The sequence below is a fragment of the Kitasatospora sp. NPDC048715 genome, assembly GCF_043198905.1.
GTDB lineage: Bacteria > Actinomycetota > Actinomycetes > Streptomycetales > Streptomycetaceae > Kitasatospora > Kitasatospora lactacystinica.
The window spans coordinates 446,270-462,614 of the sequence record NZ_JBICVH010000005.1; the positions used below are offsets into that span (position 1 = coordinate 446,270).

A 16,345-nucleotide genomic window follows, 5' to 3' on the forward strand; every position below is an offset into this window, starting at 1 on the left:
CGAGACAGCATGGGGCCATGGTCACGTTTGGGACACCGACAGCCGCTGCCGTCTCCGAGACTCAGCCCCCTGCCCGTTGGGTGGTCCGAGTCGCGCACATTGCGGCACTCACCGCTGTGCCGTCCGGGATCTGGCGGATCGCGATGGGGGTCGGCATACCGGTGGGATTCAACACCACGGGATTGGACATCCCCGGCTGGTTCAGCGCCATGTGCATCGCGATGAGCCTGGCTACCGAAGGGCTCACGTTACTCACCCTTGGGCTGGTCAAGCCCTGGGGCGAGGTGGTGCCGGGCTGGATCCCGCTGATCGGAGGGAAGCGAGTCGCGCCGCTGGCGGCGGTGATTCCGGCGTTGCTCGGCGCGGCCGTTGTGATGCTGTTGACGATCCCCCGGGCGGGCGGCTTCGGAGGGGTCCAGGGAGCCCCGACCGGGCCGGCGCTCGTCGTGATGGACGCCTGTTACGCACCACTACTGCTGTGGGGACCACTACTCGTGGTCGTCACGATCACCTACTACCGACGGCGCCTGAACTGAGCAGGCGCAGTCAACCTCGTTACGGCCAGCCCGGATCCCTTGGACTCATTCATCTAGGGGCCGACCCAGGTCTACCGTACGGGAGTTGCCCGGCCCGCCAGGAGCGCGTCGAGCAGGCCGGGGAAGCGGGCGTCGAGGTCGGCGCGGCGCAGGCTGACGAAGCGGTTGCGGCCGGCGACGCGGGTGGTGGTGACGCCGGCCTCGCGCAGCACCCGCATGTGGTGGGAGACGGTCGACTTGTGGAGGTGGTCCAGGCCCAGGTCGCGGGGGTCGCAGGAGTGCTCGGCGTCGTCGGCGTAGCTGAGCAGCAGGGTCATGCGCACGGGGTCGCCGAGGGCGTGCAGGACCGTGACGAGGTCGATGTCGGCGGTGGCGGGCTGGGGAAGCCGCTCGTCGTCGCTCATGGCGCACGCTCCTCGGGGGCCGCGGGGAACCGCGGGGGAAACGGATGGTTTGACAATCATCCACCCATCCCCGAGTGTTTGACGAGCATCAAACAGTTGCATGTCCATCCAACAATTGGTTTTCCTTGCGCCCCGGGGGGCCCTGCCGTGCCCGTACGTCTGCTCCTGCTCGCCCTCGGCACCTTCGCCATGGGCACCGACTCGATGGTCTTCGCCGGCATCCTCGGCCCGATCTCCGCCGACCTGGGGGTGTCGGTGCCGGCCGCCGGCCAGCTGGTCACCGTCTTCGCGCTCGGCTACGCGCTGCTGGCCCCGGTGCTGGCCACGCTCACCGCCCGCTGGCCGCGCCGGCGCCTGCTGCTGACCGCGCTCGCGGTGTTCAGCGCGGCCAACGCGCTCAGCGCGCTCGCCCCCACCTACGGGCTGCTGCTGGCCACCCGCGTCCTGGCCGCGGCCGGCGCCGCCCTCTACACGCCGACCGCCAACGCGGTGGCCACCACCCTGGTCGCCCCCGAGCGGCGCGGACGGGCGCTGGCGACCGTGCTCGGCGGGATGACGGTGGCCACCGCGCTCGGCGTGCCGCTGGGCACCTGGGTGGGACGCGCCGACTGGCGGATGACGATGTGGCTGGTCACCGCGCTGGGCCTGGCCGCCCTCGCGGGCCTCGCCCTCCTGCTGCGCGACCTGCCCGTCCCCACCGCCGCCCCCACCCTCAAGGCGCGCCTGGCGCCGCTGGGCCGGCGCCGGGTGCTGGGCGCCGCGGCCACCACGCTGGTGTTCTTCCTCGCCTTCCAGAGCGTCTACATCTTCCTGTCCACCGCGATGTCCGGCGCCACCGGCGGCGACGCCGACCGGCTGAGCCTGATCCTGCTGACCAGCGGCGTGATGTCGGTGGCCGGCAGCTGGCTGGGCGGGCGCCTGGTGGACCGGATCGGGGTGCGGCGGGTGCTGCTGGCCGGCTCGGCGGTGGCCGCGCTCGCGTTCGCCGCGCTGCCGTGGCTGGGGCGCAGCATGCCGGGGGCGCTGGGGTACGCGGTGGTGGTGCCGCTGGCGGGGTGGGCGGTGTCGGTGGCGCTGCCGCACCGGCTGGCGTCGATCGATCCGGTGAACGCGCCGCTGCTGATCTCGCTGAACAGCAGTGCGCTGTACCTGGGGACGGCGGCGGGGGGTGCGGCGGGGTCGGCGTCGATCGCGGTGCTGGGCGGGCGGTGGTTCCCGTTCGCGGCGGCGGTGCTGGCGCTGGTGGCGTGCGCGGTGGCGGCGGCGACCACGCGCGACGAGCGCCGGCCCGCGCCGGGCCCCGAGCGGGCGCAGCCGGCGGGCGCCTGAGCGGGCACAGCGGGCCCGGCGGGCGCGCGCCCGGGCGGGCGCCCGGGCGGGCGCCCGGGGCGTCGTCGCCGACCGGCCGGTGACCGGGATCGTGTCACGGCGCCGGGTTCGCCGTCCGCCACTGCGCCATCTGCCGGCGGAACTTGGGGCATTGGACGATGTCCTCCTGGCCGCATCCGAGGGCGTGGGTCAGGAGCTGGTGGGCGTGGTCGAGATCGACCATGCGCTGCTGGATCTCGGTGATCTTGGCGCGGATCATGACCTCCCGGCGCGGCTGCTCCCGCTGGAACTCCCCGATCTCGGCCAGGCTCAGCCCGGCCTGTTGGAAGGTGCGCAGTACGGTGATCCGTTCGGCGGCCTCGGGCGGGTAGCGCCGTTGCCCGCCCTCGCGCTCGGGCGCGGGCAGCAGGCCGTGGCGCTCCCAGTACCGGATGGCCGAAGCCGGCACCTTGGTGATCTCGGCGAGTCGGCCGATCGTCATGCGCGTGTTCCGCTGCACCTTCCGCTGCTCCTGCTCCTCGTCGGCCCGGGCGTTTGACTTGAACCTTAGTTCAAGCTGAAGAGTGGCCGACACGTGGACGGCGGCGAACAAGAGCCGCCGGCAGCACACTTGGAGGTACCGCCATGAGCGACGGGGATGTCCGCGGACAGCTGGCCGGGCAGCTGGTGGAGGCCGCGGAGAAGCTCTTCGCGGCCGGCGTGATGTCCCACTCGGGGCACGCCAACCTGAGCGCCCGGCTCGACGGCGAACGGCTCCTGCTGACACCGGGGTTCGTCCGCGGCCTGAAGCCCGAACAGCTGGCGACCGTCGGTTTCGACGGGCAGGTCCTCGACGGCGGGCTGCGGTCCGTCAGCGCCGAGATCATCGCCATGCACAGCGCCGTGTACCGGGCCCGCCCGCACGTGGGCGCGATCATCCACACCCACTCGCCCTCCGCGACCGCCTTCGCCGTGGCCCACCGGCCGCTGCCCTGCCGCACGGAGCCGATGCTGCGCTTCGGACAGGCCGAGGAGGTCCCCGTGGTCCCCTGGGGACCTCGCGGATCGGACGTGTCGGTGCGCGGGATCGCCGACGTGCTGCGGCGGCGCCCGACGACGGCCGCCGTCCTGCTGGCCAACCACGGCCTCCTGGTGTTCGGCCCGGACTCGGCGGCCACCGCCCACCTCGTGGTGGCGATCGAGGAGAGCGCCGAGGCCGAGATCGCCGCCGCGGCGATCGGCGGGGCCGTGGACTTTCCCCCGGGTGCCCGGGAGGCCGTGCGCGCCGCGATCGCGCGGGTCGCGTCATGACGGACGACACCCTCGACTCCCGCACGCAGGCCGTGCGCGACCGTTACCGCTCCACCCTCGCGACCGTTCCCGCCGGGGTGCAGGAGCGGCTGCGCCTGGCCCGGGAGTTCGGCCGGCTGCCGACCGAGGAGGCGCTCGCGGAGCTGCGCCACATCGTGCTGACCGACAGTCCGCTGGGATCGCGGGTGCAGCAGCTCGTCCACTTCGGGCAGCTGCTGGCCCTCGGCCGGGCACACCCCGCCCGGATCCACGCCCGGGGCGCGCTCCATGCCGGGGCGGGCATCACCGATCTCATCGGCGTCGCCGAGACCGCGCTGATCACCGCGGGGGTGCCGGCGTACGCACTCGGCACCGAGATCATCGCCGAGCTCCTGCCGCACGCGGGCGACGCCGGCGGGCGGGCCCCGGATCCCGCCGGCCCCGCCCCCGGGCCGGACCGGCCGGAACCCGGCGGTCGCGTCCGCGAGGACGGCGGCGTCCGATAGGAACGCCCGGGAGAACGGCGGCGCCCCGACCCGGCAGGCCCGGGCGGCTGCGCCCGGGAGGTGCCGGGGGTGCCCCGGTCCGGCGGAACGTGCCGGGCCGGGGCCGCCCGGTGCGGGGGTCAGCCCCGCAGGACCTCGCCGACCAGGGCGCGGGCCTCGTCCTGGACCCGGGCGAGGTGTTCGTCGCCGTGGAAGGACTCGGCGTAGATCTTGTAGACGTCCTCGGTGCCCGAGGGGCGGGCGGCGAACCAGGCGTTCTCGGTGCAGACCTTGATGCCGCCGATCAGGGCGCCGTTGCCGGGGGCCTTGGCGAGGACGGCGGTGATCTTCTCGCCGGCGATCTCGCCGGCGCCGACCCGTTCGGGGGACAGCCGGGCCAGGCGGGCCTTCTGCTCGCGGTCGGCGGGGGCGTCCACGCGGGCGTAGGAGGGGGCGCCGTGGCGCTCGGTCAGTTCGCGGTAGTGGGCGCTGGGGGTGGCGCCGGTGACGGCGGTGATCTCGGAGGCCAGCAGGGCGAGCAGGATGCCGTCCTTGTCGGTGGTCCACACCCCGCCGTCGCGGCGCAGGAAGGAAGCGCCGGCGCTCTCCTCGCCGCCGAAGCCGATCGAGCCCTCCAGCAGGCCGTCGACGAACCACTTGAAGCCGACCGGGACCTCCACCAGGGTGCGGCCGAGGTCGGCGGCGACGCGGTCGAGCATGGAGGAGGAGACCAGGGTCTTGCCGACGCCGGCGTCGCCGGGCCAGTCGGCGCGGTGGCGGTAGAGGTAGTCGACGGCCACCGCGAGGTAGTGGTTGGGGTTCATCAGGCCGCCGTCGGGGGTGACGATGCCGTGGCGGTCGGCGTCGGCGTCGTTGCCGGTGGCGATGGCGTACTCGTCCTTGCGGCCGATGAGGGAGGCCATCGCGGCCGGGGAGGAGCAGTCCATGCGGATCCTGCCGTCCCAGTCGAGCGTCATGAACCGCCAGGTCGGGTCGGTCACCGGGTTGACGACGGTCAGGTCCAGGCGGTGGGTCTCGGCGATGCGCGCCCAGTAGGCCACCGAGGCCCCGCCGAGCGGGTCGGCGCCGATGCGCAGGCCCGCGTCGCGCACCGCGTCCAGGTCCAGGACGGAGGGCAGGTCCTCGACGTAGGCGGTGAGGTAGTCGTGGCGCCCGGTGGTGGCGGCGGCCAGCGCCCGCGCGTAGGGGACCTTCTTGACGCCGCGCAGGCCCTCGCGGATCAGCTCGTTGGCGCGGTCCTGGATCCAGCCGGTGGCCTGGGAGCCGGCCGGGCCGCCGCTGGGCGGGTTGTACTTGAAGCCGCCGTCGCGCGGCGGGTTGTGCGAGGGGGTGACCACGATGCCGTCGGCCAGCGCGCGGGGGCTGCGCCGGTTGTGGGCGAGGATCGCGTGGGAGACCGCCGGGGTGGGGGTGTAGCCGTCGGCGGCGTCGATCAGCACCTGAACGCCGTTGGCGGCCAGCACCTCCAGGGCGGTGGCACGGGCGGGCTCGGACAGGGCGTGGGTGTCGGCGCCCAGGAACAGCGGGCCCGCGACGCCCTGTTCGGCCCGGTACTCGCAGATCGCCTGCGTGGTCGCGGCGATGTGGTCCTCGTTGAAGGCCGCGTCCAGCGACGAGCCCCGGTGCCCCGAGGTCCCGAACGCCACCCGCTGCCCGGGCTCCTGCGGGTCCGGGTTCAGCGCGTAGTACGCCGTCACCAGCCGCGCCACGTCCACCAGGTCACCGGGCTGCGCCGGCTGCCCGGCCCGTGCGTGTGCCATCCGTCTTCTCCCGCCGAAAGTCGGTACTCGCGATACGTCGTCGCTCCGCGCTCACCGATCGTAGCCAGAACGCGACCGTGCCCCGAACCGCGCGAACGGCCCGGGGCACCACCGACGGACGGGGACGGGCGGGGCGGCAGGGCTCAGGCGGGCAGCTGCTGGCGGTGGGCCGCCAACTCCTCGGCGGTGGTGGTGGCGAGGAACTCCGTCACCCGGTACTCGGTCAACCCGGCCCGCACGAACGGGTCGGTGGCCACCAGCGCCTCGATGGCGGCCCGGTCCGGTCCCACCGCGAGGATCACCCCGCCGTCGCGCGGCACCTTGCGCCCCGAGGCGAGGAAGGTGCCCGCCGCGTAGTGCTCCCGGAGCCACTCGATGTGCCGGGGCAGCACGGCGTCGATCGACTCCACGTCGGCGGTGTACGTCAGCTCAAGTACGAACATGCGGCCCAGGCTAGACCCGACGCCGTTCGGTCGAGGCGGGTCGGGGTCGCCCCTTCGTGCCGCGCGCGGCGTGGTCGAGCCGATTCCGCGGCACCGCCGAAACACCGGCGCTCCGACGGTTCGACGGTTCGACGGTTCGACGGTTCGACCACGGTATTCCGACGCCCCGTCGCCGGCCGGAACAGCGGGGCGCATATGACGCCCAGTCATCGGAAAGTCACGCATCTCCGTGCTCGGCGCACACCCGCGAAATTCGCGGCCCGATTCCCGCGGACGGATCTCCGTAGTCGGTTCGTAACACCCCGCATTCGCTCCGCCCGGAATTCCACGCGCGGCACACGGGCCGCGCGGGGCCTTCCGGACGGTCCTTCGGGCAGGGCTTGGCGGTTTCCAGCGGGCGTTCCGGACGGGGCGCGGACACCCGGGCCGCCGGCCCGGCCTCGGCTAGACGTCGAGAGCGGCCTCGATGCGCTTGAGACCGTGCCGGGCGAGCGCAAGGTTGGCGCGCGAGCGGTCCAGCGCCAGGTAGAGGAAGAGCGAGCCGTGACCGCGGGTCAGCGGGCGGATCAGGTGGTACTGGGTGCCGAGGGTGATCAGGACGTCCTCGATGACATCGTCGATCGACAGCGCGGCCAGGGCGCGTATCTTCGCACGAACGACCTCGGTGTTGGCGGCGGCCGCAATCTCCAGGTCGAGTTGCTGCCCCCCGCCGAGGAACCCGAGCGACATACCGCTCTCGTAGTCGGCCACGGCCACTCCGATGGCCCCCTCGATGGCCATCGCGTCCTTGAGTGCGTCGTCAATGTTCATGCGCTGTTCGTCCTTTGCGTGACTTCCGGGCGGAACTCCCGTGTGCAGGAACAAAGTAGCAAGAAGCCACCGGTTGTGGTCACCTCGTGAAAATGATGGAATAAAGTACGCTGCCGGGGTTCAGAACGTGAAGGGGTACTGGTGCGCGCACTCGAAGCTTCCCTCTCCGATGTGCTCGGCTCCCCCGGAGTGGTCGGTGCCGCGCTCGTCGACGCCGTCACAGGTCTCAGCTACCGGTCCGCCGGGGACCACCGGCTGCTCGGGACCGGGGCCGAACTCGCCGAGCTGACCAACCTGATCGGCGAGCGGCTGTACGAGGCAGGGGCGGAGAGCGAGTTGGAGAGCCTGGTGGTCACCAGCACCCGCCATCACCAGGTCGTCCAGGTGGTGTCCCGGAAGGGCGACCCCCTGCTGCTGGCCACCGTGCTGGACCGGGAACGGACCAACCTGGCGCTGGCCGTCCGCCAGACCGCCGACCGCGCGCAGGACTTGCTGGCATGACCGACCCGTCCCACGACACGGCGCCGCCCGCCGTGCCCGCGGCTCCCACGACGCCGGCTTCGCCCACCGCGCGCAACGTGCCCGCGCTGCTGCTCGCGCTGCGCCGGACGGAGTTCACCGGCTCGGTCACCGTCTCCGGCGCACCGGGCGGCACGATCCACCTGGAGCAGGGTCTGGTCGCCGCGGTCGAGACCCCCGGGGCCCCGACCGCCGAGACCCTGCTGCTGAAGTCCCGGCGCGTCGGCGAGGAGGAGTGGGCGTCCGCCGAGACGGCCGCGTCAATCGGCCGGCCGGCCGACGCTCCCCCGGCCTGGGGCGGCGACCTCGGTGCGGCCCTGGTGGCTCAGGGGTCGATCGGCGCCGCCGAGCTCGAAGCCGTCTGCGCCGCCGCCGCCTTCGACGGGGCCTTCGCCCTGGCGCTGAGCCCGCCCGGCAGTTGGGAGACCGCCGAGGCGGCGCCGCCTGCCGGGATCGCGCTGCGCCCGGGCATCGAGCCGGAGCTGCTCTTCGAGGAGACCGCCCGGCGGACGGCCCTGCTGACCCGCCTCTGGGGACCGCCCGGCGAACTGGCCCGCATCCGGATCCGTCCTGCCGCCCGGGCCGAGTCCGGCGCGCTGCGGATCCCGGTCCGCTACCGGGAGATCCTGGCCGCCGCCACCGGCCGCCGCACCGCGCGCGACCTCGGCTTCGCCCTGGGACGCGGCGTGTTCGCCGTGCTCCTCGACCTCGTACGGATGGACGCCCGGCACCTGCTCCACCGGGAACCGGCGCACCCGGCTCCCCTGGCACCGAGCGTGGCCCCGCGCATGCCGACGAGCGAACCGCCGCCGGCCGACACCGGGCCGCTGCCGCGCCGCGTCCGCGGCGGACGCGGCCCGGGTGGTCCGGGTGGTCCGGGCGGCCCGCCCGCCCGATCCGAGGGAGCGGCGGCCGCTCCCGACGGTCCACCGAACGCACACCGCGCCGAGCACACCGCGCGCACCGAGACGACCGAGCAGAGCGAGAAGAGCGAGAAGAGCGCACCATGAGCAGCCAGACACCGACCGCCGTGCTGGTCGACGAGTTGAAGTCCCTCCGCGACCGGGTCATGGGCATCTCGGAGAGCGTCATCTCCACCACCGACGGCCTGCTGGTGGCCGCCGACACGGCCGCCGTCCACCCCGAGTCGGCCGCCGCCCTGTCGGCCGCCATGCTCGGCCTCGGCCGGCGCACCGCGGCCGAGGTCGGCGTGGGCGGCCTGCGCGACGTGGTCACCCGCTGCAACAGCGGCTACGTCGTGGTGCTGGCGATCGGGGAGCAGGCGCTGCTGATGATCCTGGGGGACGAGGGCCTCGACGTCGCCGGCCTGCACCGCGAGTCGCCCGCCACGGTCCGCCGCCTGAGCGAGCTGCTCGGGATGGTCCCCGCGGTCTAGTCGTGCGGTTGTCGGAGCCCGGTTGCACGTGGGTCACGGCCCGCCTCCTCCGGCTCCGCCTCGGGAGCTCGGGCTCGGGCTCGGGAACCCGGGCCCGGGAGTTCGGACTCGAAAGTTCGGCCCCGCGGCGCCCGGCCCGGAGGGTGCCGACCCCCATCCTGCCAGGTCGGGCAAGGGTTCGGTAGGACGCAGCCCACCCTTCTTCCGCCTTGCCGCGCGTCGGTGCGCGCCCGCAGACTCGTGCGCATCCCCTTCCGCATCCCGTGCCGGCCGTCCTTTCCAGGGCGGCCGGCGCGCACGGCGTGCTGCCCCCGCACCGGGGGCGGCGGGCGGAGGGGGGACCACACGAACGACGAAGGGGGACGGGCGCGATGAGCGTGCACGAGGACATGGTGCTGAAGGCCCGGGTGCGGCTGCTGAGCCACAACGAGCGGATCCTGCGCGGCGAGGAGGGCCTGTGGGTGTACCGGGCGCTGTTCGCCGTCAGCCCGGCCGCCCACGCCTACAAGCTGGCGTTCGTCCTGCGGGAGGCCGCCGAGGGGCCGCGGGTGGCCCACCTGCCCGGGGCGCGGCAGGCACTGCTGGACGAGGCGCGGGCGGCGTGCGCGCACGTTCCCGCCCACGCCCCCGCCCACCAGGTGCGGATGTGGGAGTACCCGATGGCCGAGCTGCGGCGCATCGAGCAGCAGATCACCGGTGCACGCCAGTAGGTGATCACCCGATAGTTGCGGTACAACAATCCCTATTTGACGACTGATCGGAGAAATTCTGATATGAGCAGGTCAGGACTGTCGCGCCGCGCCCTCCTCACCTCGGCCGGCGCCGGGGCCCTCACCGCCGTCATCGGCTGGAACACCGCCACCGCCGCCTGGGCCACCGAGGCCGACGCGGACACCGACGCGGACACCGGCGCCGACATCGCCCGGCTGCCCGCCCTGGACGGCACGGTGACCCTGCGGGGCGAGGGCCTGGAGCGCTTCTCCGGCGACTTCGGACACCTCGTCACCGCCGCGCCCCGGGCCGTGCTGCGCCCCGGCTCGGTGCGCGACGTGCAGCAGCTGGTCGCCTTCGCCCGCCGCCACCGCATCCCGGTGGCCGTCAACGGGCAGAGCGGGGACCTCGCGCAGCTCGGCGAGGCCGCACTGGAGTCGCACTCCAGCTACGGCCAGGCCAACCCCCGCGGCGGCGTCGCCATCGACGCCCGCGGCCTGTCGAAGATCGTCTCGGTGCGCCCGGGGCGCGCCGTGGTCGAGGCCGGGGCGACCTGGGCGCAGGTCACCGAGGCGGGCCTGGCCGCGGGCTGGGTGCCGCCGGTGCTCACCGACTACCTGCACCTGTCGGTGGGCGGCACGCTGAGCGTCGGCGGCATCGGCGGCGGCGTGCAGCGCCACGGCATGCAGGTCGACAACGTGCTGGAGCTGGACGTGGTGACCGGCACCGGCGAGCTGGTCACCGCCTCCCCCACCCGCAACCGCGAGCTGTTCGAGGCGGTGCTGGCCGGCGGCGGCCAGGTCGGCGTCATCGTGCGCGTCACCCTCGCCCTGGTGCGGGTGCCCGAGCGCGCCCACGTCTTCTCGCTGTACTACGACGACCTGGACGCCTACCTCGCCGACCAGGAGAAGGTGCTGGCCCGGCGCCGCTTCGACTTCCAGGTCGGCGACGTGGTGCGCAGCGCGGACGGTTCGCGCTGGCGCTACAAGGCGGAGCTGGTGGCGTTCGCGGACGCCGGGCAGGCGGTGGACCGGGCGGCGCTGCTGGCGGGGCTGGCGCCGGTGGAGACGGAGGTGGTGGAGCAGAGCTGGCGGGAGTACGCCTACCGGGTGGACGGCTTCTCGGGGTACCTGCGGGCGGCCGGGTTCTGGGCGCTGCCCAAGCCGTGGCTGAGCGTGTTCCTGCCGGCGTCCACGGCGCGGGCGTTCATGGCGCGGGCCGCCGAGGTGCTGACCGCCGCCGACCTGGGGGCGGGGCTGCTGCTGTTCTACCCGTACCTGCGCTCGAAGGTGAAGGCGCCGCTGGCGGTGCTGCCGGGGCGGGAGGAGGTGGGCTGGCACTTCGACCTGCTGGCCTTCCCGGGGCCGGGGTCGGACACGGCGGCGATGCTGGAGCGCAACCGGCTGCTGTACGACCTGGCGGTGGAGCTGGGCGGCAAGCGGTACCTGATCGGGGCGGTGCCGGGGATGACGCGCGCGGACTGGCAGCGCCACTACGGGGGGCTGTGGGAGCGGGTGGTGGCGGCCAAGCGGCGCTGGGACCCGGCGGGGATCCTCACCCCGGGGCAGGGCATCCACGCGTCCTGACGCGTCCTCGGGCCGCCCGCGTCACGGCGGGCGGCCCGGCGGGGGCCGGCTCTCGGGTGGCCGGGTGGCCGGGTGGCCGGGTGATCGGGTGGCCGGGTGGCCGGGTGATCGGGTGGCCGGGTGATCGGGTGATCGGGCTCTCGGGTGCTCAGGCGATCTCCATCTGGGCCATCATGCCCATCGCGGAGTGGTCCAGCAGGTGGCAGTGGTAGGGGTAGCGGCCGCGGTAGGAGTCGAAGGCGGCCTGCAGGCGCACGCTCTCGCCGGGCATCAGGCGCACGGTGTCCTTGAGGCCCGACTCCTCGGGGCCGGGGGCCCTGCCGTTGCGCTGGAGGACGCGGAACTGCACCAGGTGCAGGTGGAAGTTGTGCGGGATGTCGGTGTTGGCGTTGTGGACGGTCCAGATCTCCGAGGTGCCGAAGGCGACGGCGGCGTCCACCCGGGCCGGGTCGTACACCTTGCCGTCGATCAGGCCGCGCGGGGCGGCGCCTGCGCCGCCCTCCTCGACCTTGAGCACGACGGTGCGCTCGCGGGCCACCGGTCCCGGCGGCGGCAGGGTGCGCAGCCGGTCGGGGACGGAGGAGGGGTCGGGGGCGGGGCGGCCGACGTCGAAGCGCAGCACCTGGCCGATGTGTTCGGCGGGGCCCGGCGGCATGGAGTTGGTGAGCACGACGCTCGTGCCGGGGCGGTAGCGGGAGAAGTCGATGACGACGTCGGCGCGCTCGCCGGGCGAGAGGTCGACGGTGTCGGTGGTGTGGGGGCGTTCCAGCAGGCCGCCGTCGGAGCCGATCCAGGTGATGGGGCCGCCGTCGGCCAGGCGCAGGGAGAAGAAGCGCAGGTTGGAGGAGTTGAGCAGGCGGATGCGGTAGCGGCGGGCGGCGACGTCGACCTTGGGCCAGGGGCGGCCGTTGGCGAGGATGGTGGCGCGTCCGGCGGCGTCGTCCATGCGGTAGACGAGGTTGCCGGAGGCGTCGAAGCGGGCGTCGCGCAGTGCGATGGGCAGGTCGTAGCGGCCCGAGGGCAGCGGCAGGGCGGCCTCGGTGGCGTCGGTGAGCAGGTAGGTGCCGGCCAGTCCCCGGTAGACGTGCTCGGACTCCAGGTGGTGGGCGTGGTCGTGGAACCACAGGCTCGCGTGGGGCTGGTCGTTGGGGTAGGTGCAGGTGCGGGTGGCGCCGGCGTTCAGCAGGTTCATCGGGCCGCCGTCGCTGTCGACGGGGACGGAGGAGCCGTGCAGGTGGACGGAGACCGGGTCGTCCAGCAGGTTGGTCTGGCGCACGATCACCGGCCGTCCGGAGCGGGCGCGGATGACGGGCCCGGGGAAGGCGCCGTTGTAGGTGAGGACGTCGGTGCGGTGCCCGGGCAGGATGCGGGCGAAGGAGCGCAGCATGGTCACCGCGTAGGTGTCGGCGCCGCCGTCGGTGGAGACGGGGCTGAGCACCGGGGGCAGCGGCAGGGCGGTGGTGAACTTCGGGGCGAGCGCGGGGCCGGCGTCGGGGCCCGGGTCGGGGGCGGCGGCGCCCGCGGGGTGGGCGTGCCCCGCGTCCTGCGCGGCGGAGGCGGCGGAGGCGGAGGCGGAGGCGGCCGGGTGCTGGGTGGTGCGCACGAGCAGGACTCCTCCCCCGGTCGCCAGGGCGGCGCCGATCATCCTGCGTCTGGTCACCATCGCGTCTCTCCTCCCGGGTGGGCTCCCCCGGCCTCTCCCGGGTGGGGGCGGCCTTGTCCGGGGGTGATTGCAGCAGCGTCCGCTCGTGCCGCGCTGGGGTCCGGCTGGGGCCGCGGGCGGCGCCCTTCGGGCCGGTGGGGGGCGGTGCGGGTGGGGCCGGCGGGCGCCGCGGTGGGTGAGCTGCGGGTGTTGCGGGCGCCTTGCGCGGCGCCGCCACCGTGGCTGCGGACGCGGTCGAGGAACGCTCAAGGACTCGGCTCGCGGTGAACGCTCGTACTCGCCGGGGGCCCGGCGTGCTGCTCACCCGCGCGCCGGCCCCGTCTGTCGAAGGACTCGAAGGGGAAGGGCCGGAGCGTGGACCTGCGGTACTGGCTGCCGAGGGCGGCCGAGGTGGCCGAGCGGTGGGGCGAGCGGTTCGGACCGCTGCGGCCGCACCCCTCGCACCTGGTGGACGAGGCGGACTTCGCCGCCGCGTTCGAGCGCTTCGCCAAGCGCCTGGAGCACAACTACCCGTTCTTCCACCCGCGTTACGCCGGGCAGATGGTCAAGCCCCCGCACCCGGCGGCGGTCGTGGGCTACCTGACGGCGATGCGCTTCAACCCCAACAACCACGCCTACGAGGGCGGGCCGGCCACCAACGACATGGAACGCGAGTGCGTCGCGCAGCTCGCCGCCATGTTCGCGCTGCCCGCGCACGTGGGCCACCTGACCAGCAGCGGCACCATCGCCAACCTGGAGGCGCTGTACGTGGCGCGCCAGAGCCACCCCGGCCTCGGCGTCGCCCACAGCGCCCAGGCCCATTACACCCACAGCCGGATGTGCCACGTCCTGGGCGTCGAGAGCCACGCGGTGGCGGCCGACGCCGAGGGCCGGATGGACGTCGGCGCACTGGAGGAACTGCTGCGCACCGGGCGGGTGGGCACGGTGGTGGTCACCTGCGGCACCACCGGGCCCGGCGCCGTCGACCCGGTGCACGAGATCCTCCCGCTGGCCCGCCGCTACGGGGCGCGGGTGCACGTGGACGCCGCCTACGGCGGGTTCTTCGCGCTGCTGGCCGCCGACGACGCGCTCGCGGCCTCGCTCGGGGTGGACACCGCGCCGTGGCGGGCCGTGGCCGGCTGCGACTCGGTGACCGTCGACCCGCACAAGCACGGCCTGCAGCCCTACGGCTGCGGGGCGGTGCTGTTCGCCGACCCCGGCATCGGGCGGCACTTCGCCCACGACTCCCCGTACACCTACTTCACCGACGCCGAACTGCACCTGGGCGAGATCAGCCTGGAGTGCTCGCGCGCCGGGGCCTCGGCCGCCGCGCTGTGGCTGACCCTGCAGCTGCTGCCGCTCACCCCCGAGGGCCTGGGCGCGGGGCTGGCCGCGAGCCGGCGCGCCGCCCTGGCCTGGGCCGAACTGATCGACAACAGCGATGAGTTGACGCTACACCAGCGGCCGCAGCTGGACATCCTCACCTACTTCCCCACCGTCCCCGGGACGCCGGCGCCCGCGCTGTCGGCGATCGACGCCGCCAGCGAGCACGTCCTGCGCCGGGGCATGGCCGACGAGCGGGACCCCGTCTACCTGAGCGTGCTGCGCGTGGACGCCGCCGACTTCACCCGCCGCCACCCCGGCGTGCGCGCGGACGCGGGCGGGGCCCGGGTGCTGCGCAGCGTGCTGATCAAGCCGGAGGCGGAGGAGTGGGTGGAGCCGCTGCACGCGCGGGTCACCGCCCTGGCCGCCGCGGCCGGTGCGGCCGGTGCGGCCGGTGCGGCCGGTGCGGCCGGTGCGGCGGGGGCCACCGCCGCATCCCGTGCGCCCGACGTGACCGCCGCCCCCGGTACCACCGGTACCACCGGTACGACCGATACGACCGATGTGACCGTTGACCCGCCTTCCCCTTCGTCCGCCCCCTCGTTCGAGGAGAGTGCCCGTTGACCACCACCACCGCCCTGCCCGCCGCCGCGGGCACCGCCCTGCGGCCCGTCGTGCGCCCGGCCCGCCCGGGCGAGGAGGACGCCCTCGCCCACGTGCTCGCCGCCGCCTTCGCCGACGACGCGCTGATGCTCTGGGCCTTCCCCGACCCCGGCCACCGCGCCCGCGTGATGCCCGCCTTCTTCCGCGTCCACGTCGAGCAGTGCCTGGCCCACCGGGGCGCCCTGGTCGCCCACCGGGCCACCGGTGACGACACCGCGCAGGACGGCGAGCCGCTGGGGGCGCTGCTGTTCCTGCCGCCCGGCCACTGGGACGACCCCGGCCCGAAGGACGGCGCCGCCACCCGGGCCCTCGCCGAGGCGATCGACGCCGCCGGCCACGACGGGCCCGCCCGCCGCCTGGCCGCCATCACCCGCCTGCAGACCCTGCGCCACCCGCGCCACCGCTCCCACCACTACCTCGCCTTCGTCGGCGTGCACCCCGACGCCCGCCGCACCCTCACCGGCCGGGCCCTGCTGCACGCCTTCCTCGCCGAGGTCGACGCCACCGGCCAGGCCGCCTACGCCGAGACCAGCTCCCCCGGCGGGGCCCACCTGCTCGCCGGCGGCGGCTTCACCCGCTTCGGCGAGGCCATCGCCCTGCCCGGCGGCGGCCCCCGCCTGGCCCCGGTGTGGCGGGGGCCCCGATGACCGCCCCCGCCCTGCCCGCCGCCCCCGCCGGCTCCTCGGCGCTGCGCCTGTACAGCGCCGGACAGATCGACGCCGGCCACGCCGCCGAACGCCCCGAGGCCGCCGAGACCCTCGCCTGGGCGCGGGCCTTCCTCACCACCGCCCACCCCGACCTCGGCCGCAGCGGCCCGGTCTGCCCCTACACCCAGCCCTCGCTGCGCCGCGGCCTGTTCCACATCGCCGTCGCCGACGGCTCCCCCGACGGGGACCTGCCCCGCCTGGTCGCCGAACTGCGCGCCCGCTACGACGAGTTGCTCGCCGCCCTGACGGAGGAGTCCGACCGCGAACTGCTCACCGTCCTGCTGGTCATGCCCCAGCTGGACCGCGAGGACTCCACCGTGCTGGACGAGCTCCAGCGCAAAGCCAAGGACGAGTTCGTCGAACAGGGCCTGATGATCGGCCAGTTCCACCCGGTCTGCGAGGAACCCGGCCTGTGGAACCACACCTTCAGGCCGCTGCGCGCCCCCGTCCCGCTGCTCGCGGTGCGCAAGCTCCTGGTCTTCGACCTGCCCTTCCTCGCCGGCGACGAGACCCACCTGAACCACTACCTGGCCCGCTTCGCCCCCGAGGTCCCCGCCCGCATCCGCGCCCAGCTGGTCACCAGCGTCCGCGCCCGCCGGCAGAACGCCGCCGCCTGACCCCCCTCCCCCGGGGGGGGGGGGGGGGCCGGGGCGGGGGCGGGGGGGGGCCCGCCCCGCCCGGACCGCCGGCAGGGGACGGGTGGCGACCCGCGAGCGCGCGCGAGGTCCGGCCGACGTGGAG

The 16,345-nt window shown here is 74.7% G+C and carries 18 protein-coding genes; 12 read left to right on the forward strand and 6 right to left on the reverse strand.

The genetic code is table 11. The features are described 5' to 3' along the window. Positions 1-17: 17 nt before the first annotated feature. Complete coding sequence (locus ACGFSC_RS13105) at positions 18-536, forward strand: hypothetical protein (RefSeq protein ID WP_359906365.1); 519 nt, start codon at positions 18-20, stop codon at positions 534-536. 71 nt (positions 537-607) lie between these two features. Here the strand turns inward: ACGFSC_RS13105 and ACGFSC_RS13110 are convergent, their stop codons facing one another. Further along, positions 608-940: a helix-turn-helix domain-containing protein gene (locus tag ACGFSC_RS13110; protein WP_359906363.1), complete on the reverse strand. Its 333-nt coding sequence runs from the start codon at positions 938-940 to the stop codon at positions 608-610. Positions 941-1,087: 147 nt separating this feature from the next. On the opposite strand from ACGFSC_RS13110, the gene ACGFSC_RS13115 reads away from it, so the two are divergent. Then, positions 1,088-2,269 (forward strand): MFS transporter, encoded by a 1,182-nt coding sequence (locus ACGFSC_RS13115; protein WP_359906361.1) that lies wholly within the window; start codon positions 1,088-1,090, stop codon positions 2,267-2,269. A 94-nt stretch (positions 2,270-2,363) separates the two neighbouring features. On the opposite strand, the gene ACGFSC_RS13120 is transcribed toward ACGFSC_RS13115, so the two are convergent. Next, positions 2,364-2,750 carry a MerR family transcriptional regulator gene (locus tag ACGFSC_RS13120; RefSeq protein ID WP_359906360.1) on the reverse strand — a complete coding sequence of 129 codons (387 nt, stop codon included), beginning with the start codon at positions 2,748-2,750 and terminating at the stop codon, positions 2,364-2,366. A 143-nt stretch (positions 2,751-2,893) separates the two neighbouring features. On the opposite strand from ACGFSC_RS13120, the gene ACGFSC_RS13125 reads away from it, so the two are divergent. Beyond that, on the forward strand, positions 2,894-3,559 hold the full coding sequence (locus ACGFSC_RS13125) for a class II aldolase/adducin family protein (protein ID WP_359906358.1): 666 nt from the start codon (positions 2,894-2,896) through the stop codon (positions 3,557-3,559). Further along, positions 3,556-4,044 carry a carboxymuconolactone decarboxylase family protein gene (locus ACGFSC_RS13130; protein WP_359906356.1) on the forward strand — a complete coding sequence of 163 codons (489 nt, stop codon included), beginning with the start codon at positions 3,556-3,558 and terminating at the stop codon, positions 4,042-4,044. The genes ACGFSC_RS13125 and ACGFSC_RS13130 overlap by 4 nt, the downstream gene beginning before the upstream one ends. Positions 4,045-4,163: 119 nt before the next feature. Here the strand turns inward: ACGFSC_RS13130 and pgm are convergent, their stop codons facing one another. The 3 genes from pgm to ACGFSC_RS13145 all read right to left on the reverse strand — a co-directional run bounded on the left by pgm (position 4,164) and on the right by ACGFSC_RS13145 (position 7,057). Next, a complete protein-coding gene (gene pgm / locus ACGFSC_RS13135) occupies positions 4,164-5,804 on the reverse strand; it encodes a phosphoglucomutase (alpha-D-glucose-1,6-bisphosphate-dependent) (RefSeq protein WP_359906354.1) in 1,641 nt (546 codons plus the stop codon). Positions 5,805-5,947: 143 nt separating this feature from the next. Then, on the reverse strand, positions 5,948-6,247 hold the full coding sequence (locus ACGFSC_RS13140) for a YciI family protein (RefSeq protein ID WP_359906352.1): 300 nt from the start codon (positions 6,245-6,247) through the stop codon (positions 5,948-5,950). 444 nt (positions 6,248-6,691) lie between these two features. After that, a complete protein-coding gene (locus tag ACGFSC_RS13145; protein ID WP_359906349.1) occupies positions 6,692-7,057 on the reverse strand; it encodes a hypothetical protein in 366 nt (121 codons plus the stop codon). A 141-nt stretch (positions 7,058-7,198) separates the two neighbouring features. On the opposite strand from ACGFSC_RS13145, the gene ACGFSC_RS13150 reads away from it, so the two are divergent. From ACGFSC_RS13150 to ACGFSC_RS13170, 5 genes are all read left to right on the forward strand, one after another. Continuing rightward, positions 7,199-7,558 carry a hypothetical protein gene (locus ACGFSC_RS13150; protein ID WP_359906346.1) on the forward strand — a complete coding sequence of 120 codons (360 nt, stop codon included), beginning with the start codon at positions 7,199-7,201 and terminating at the stop codon, positions 7,556-7,558. Next, positions 7,555-8,586 carry a hypothetical protein gene (locus ACGFSC_RS13155; RefSeq protein WP_359906343.1) on the forward strand — a complete coding sequence of 344 codons (1,032 nt, stop codon included), beginning with the start codon at positions 7,555-7,557 and terminating at the stop codon, positions 8,584-8,586. Before ACGFSC_RS13150 ends, ACGFSC_RS13155 begins: the two co-directional genes overlap by 4 nt. After that, positions 8,583-8,972 carry a roadblock/LC7 domain-containing protein gene (locus tag ACGFSC_RS13160; protein ID WP_063350516.1) on the forward strand — a complete coding sequence of 130 codons (390 nt, stop codon included), beginning with the start codon at positions 8,583-8,585 and terminating at the stop codon, positions 8,970-8,972. The genes ACGFSC_RS13155 and ACGFSC_RS13160 overlap by 4 nt, the downstream gene beginning before the upstream one ends. 371 nt (positions 8,973-9,343) lie before the next feature. After that, a complete protein-coding gene (locus tag ACGFSC_RS13165; protein WP_359906340.1) occupies positions 9,344-9,682 on the forward strand; it encodes a hypothetical protein in 339 nt (112 codons plus the stop codon). 63 nt (positions 9,683-9,745) lie between these two features. Continuing rightward, positions 9,746-11,269 carry an FAD-binding protein gene (locus tag ACGFSC_RS13170; RefSeq protein ID WP_359906337.1) on the forward strand — a complete coding sequence of 508 codons (1,524 nt, stop codon included), beginning with the start codon at positions 9,746-9,748 and terminating at the stop codon, positions 11,267-11,269. A 148-nt stretch (positions 11,270-11,417) separates the two neighbouring features. Here ACGFSC_RS13170 and ACGFSC_RS13175 read toward each other — a convergent pair whose 3' ends face one another. After that, the gene (locus ACGFSC_RS13175; RefSeq protein ID WP_359906334.1) at positions 11,418-12,932 is read right to left on the reverse strand and encodes a multicopper oxidase domain-containing protein; all 1,515 of its coding nucleotides are present in this window, start codon (positions 12,930-12,932) and stop codon (positions 11,418-11,420) included. Positions 12,933-13,286: 354 nt separating this feature from the next. On the opposite strand from ACGFSC_RS13175, the gene ACGFSC_RS13180 reads away from it, so the two are divergent. From ACGFSC_RS13180 to ACGFSC_RS13190, 3 genes are read left to right on the forward strand one after another with little or no spacing between them, the layout of a single operon-like run. After that, positions 13,287-14,858 (forward strand): aminotransferase class I/II-fold pyridoxal phosphate-dependent enzyme, encoded by a 1,572-nt coding sequence (locus tag ACGFSC_RS13180; RefSeq protein ID WP_359906331.1) that lies wholly within the window; start codon positions 13,287-13,289, stop codon positions 14,856-14,858. After that, positions 14,855-15,544 carry a hypothetical protein gene (locus tag ACGFSC_RS13185; protein ID WP_359906328.1) on the forward strand — a complete coding sequence of 230 codons (690 nt, stop codon included), beginning with the start codon at positions 14,855-14,857 and terminating at the stop codon, positions 15,542-15,544. Before ACGFSC_RS13180 ends, ACGFSC_RS13185 begins: the two co-directional genes overlap by 4 nt. Beyond that, positions 15,541-16,221, forward strand: coding sequence for a DUF6875 domain-containing protein (locus ACGFSC_RS13190; protein WP_359906325.1), 681 nt, complete (start codon positions 15,541-15,543; stop codon positions 16,219-16,221). Before ACGFSC_RS13185 ends, ACGFSC_RS13190 begins: the two co-directional genes overlap by 4 nt. Positions 16,222-16,345 lie beyond the last annotated feature (124 nt).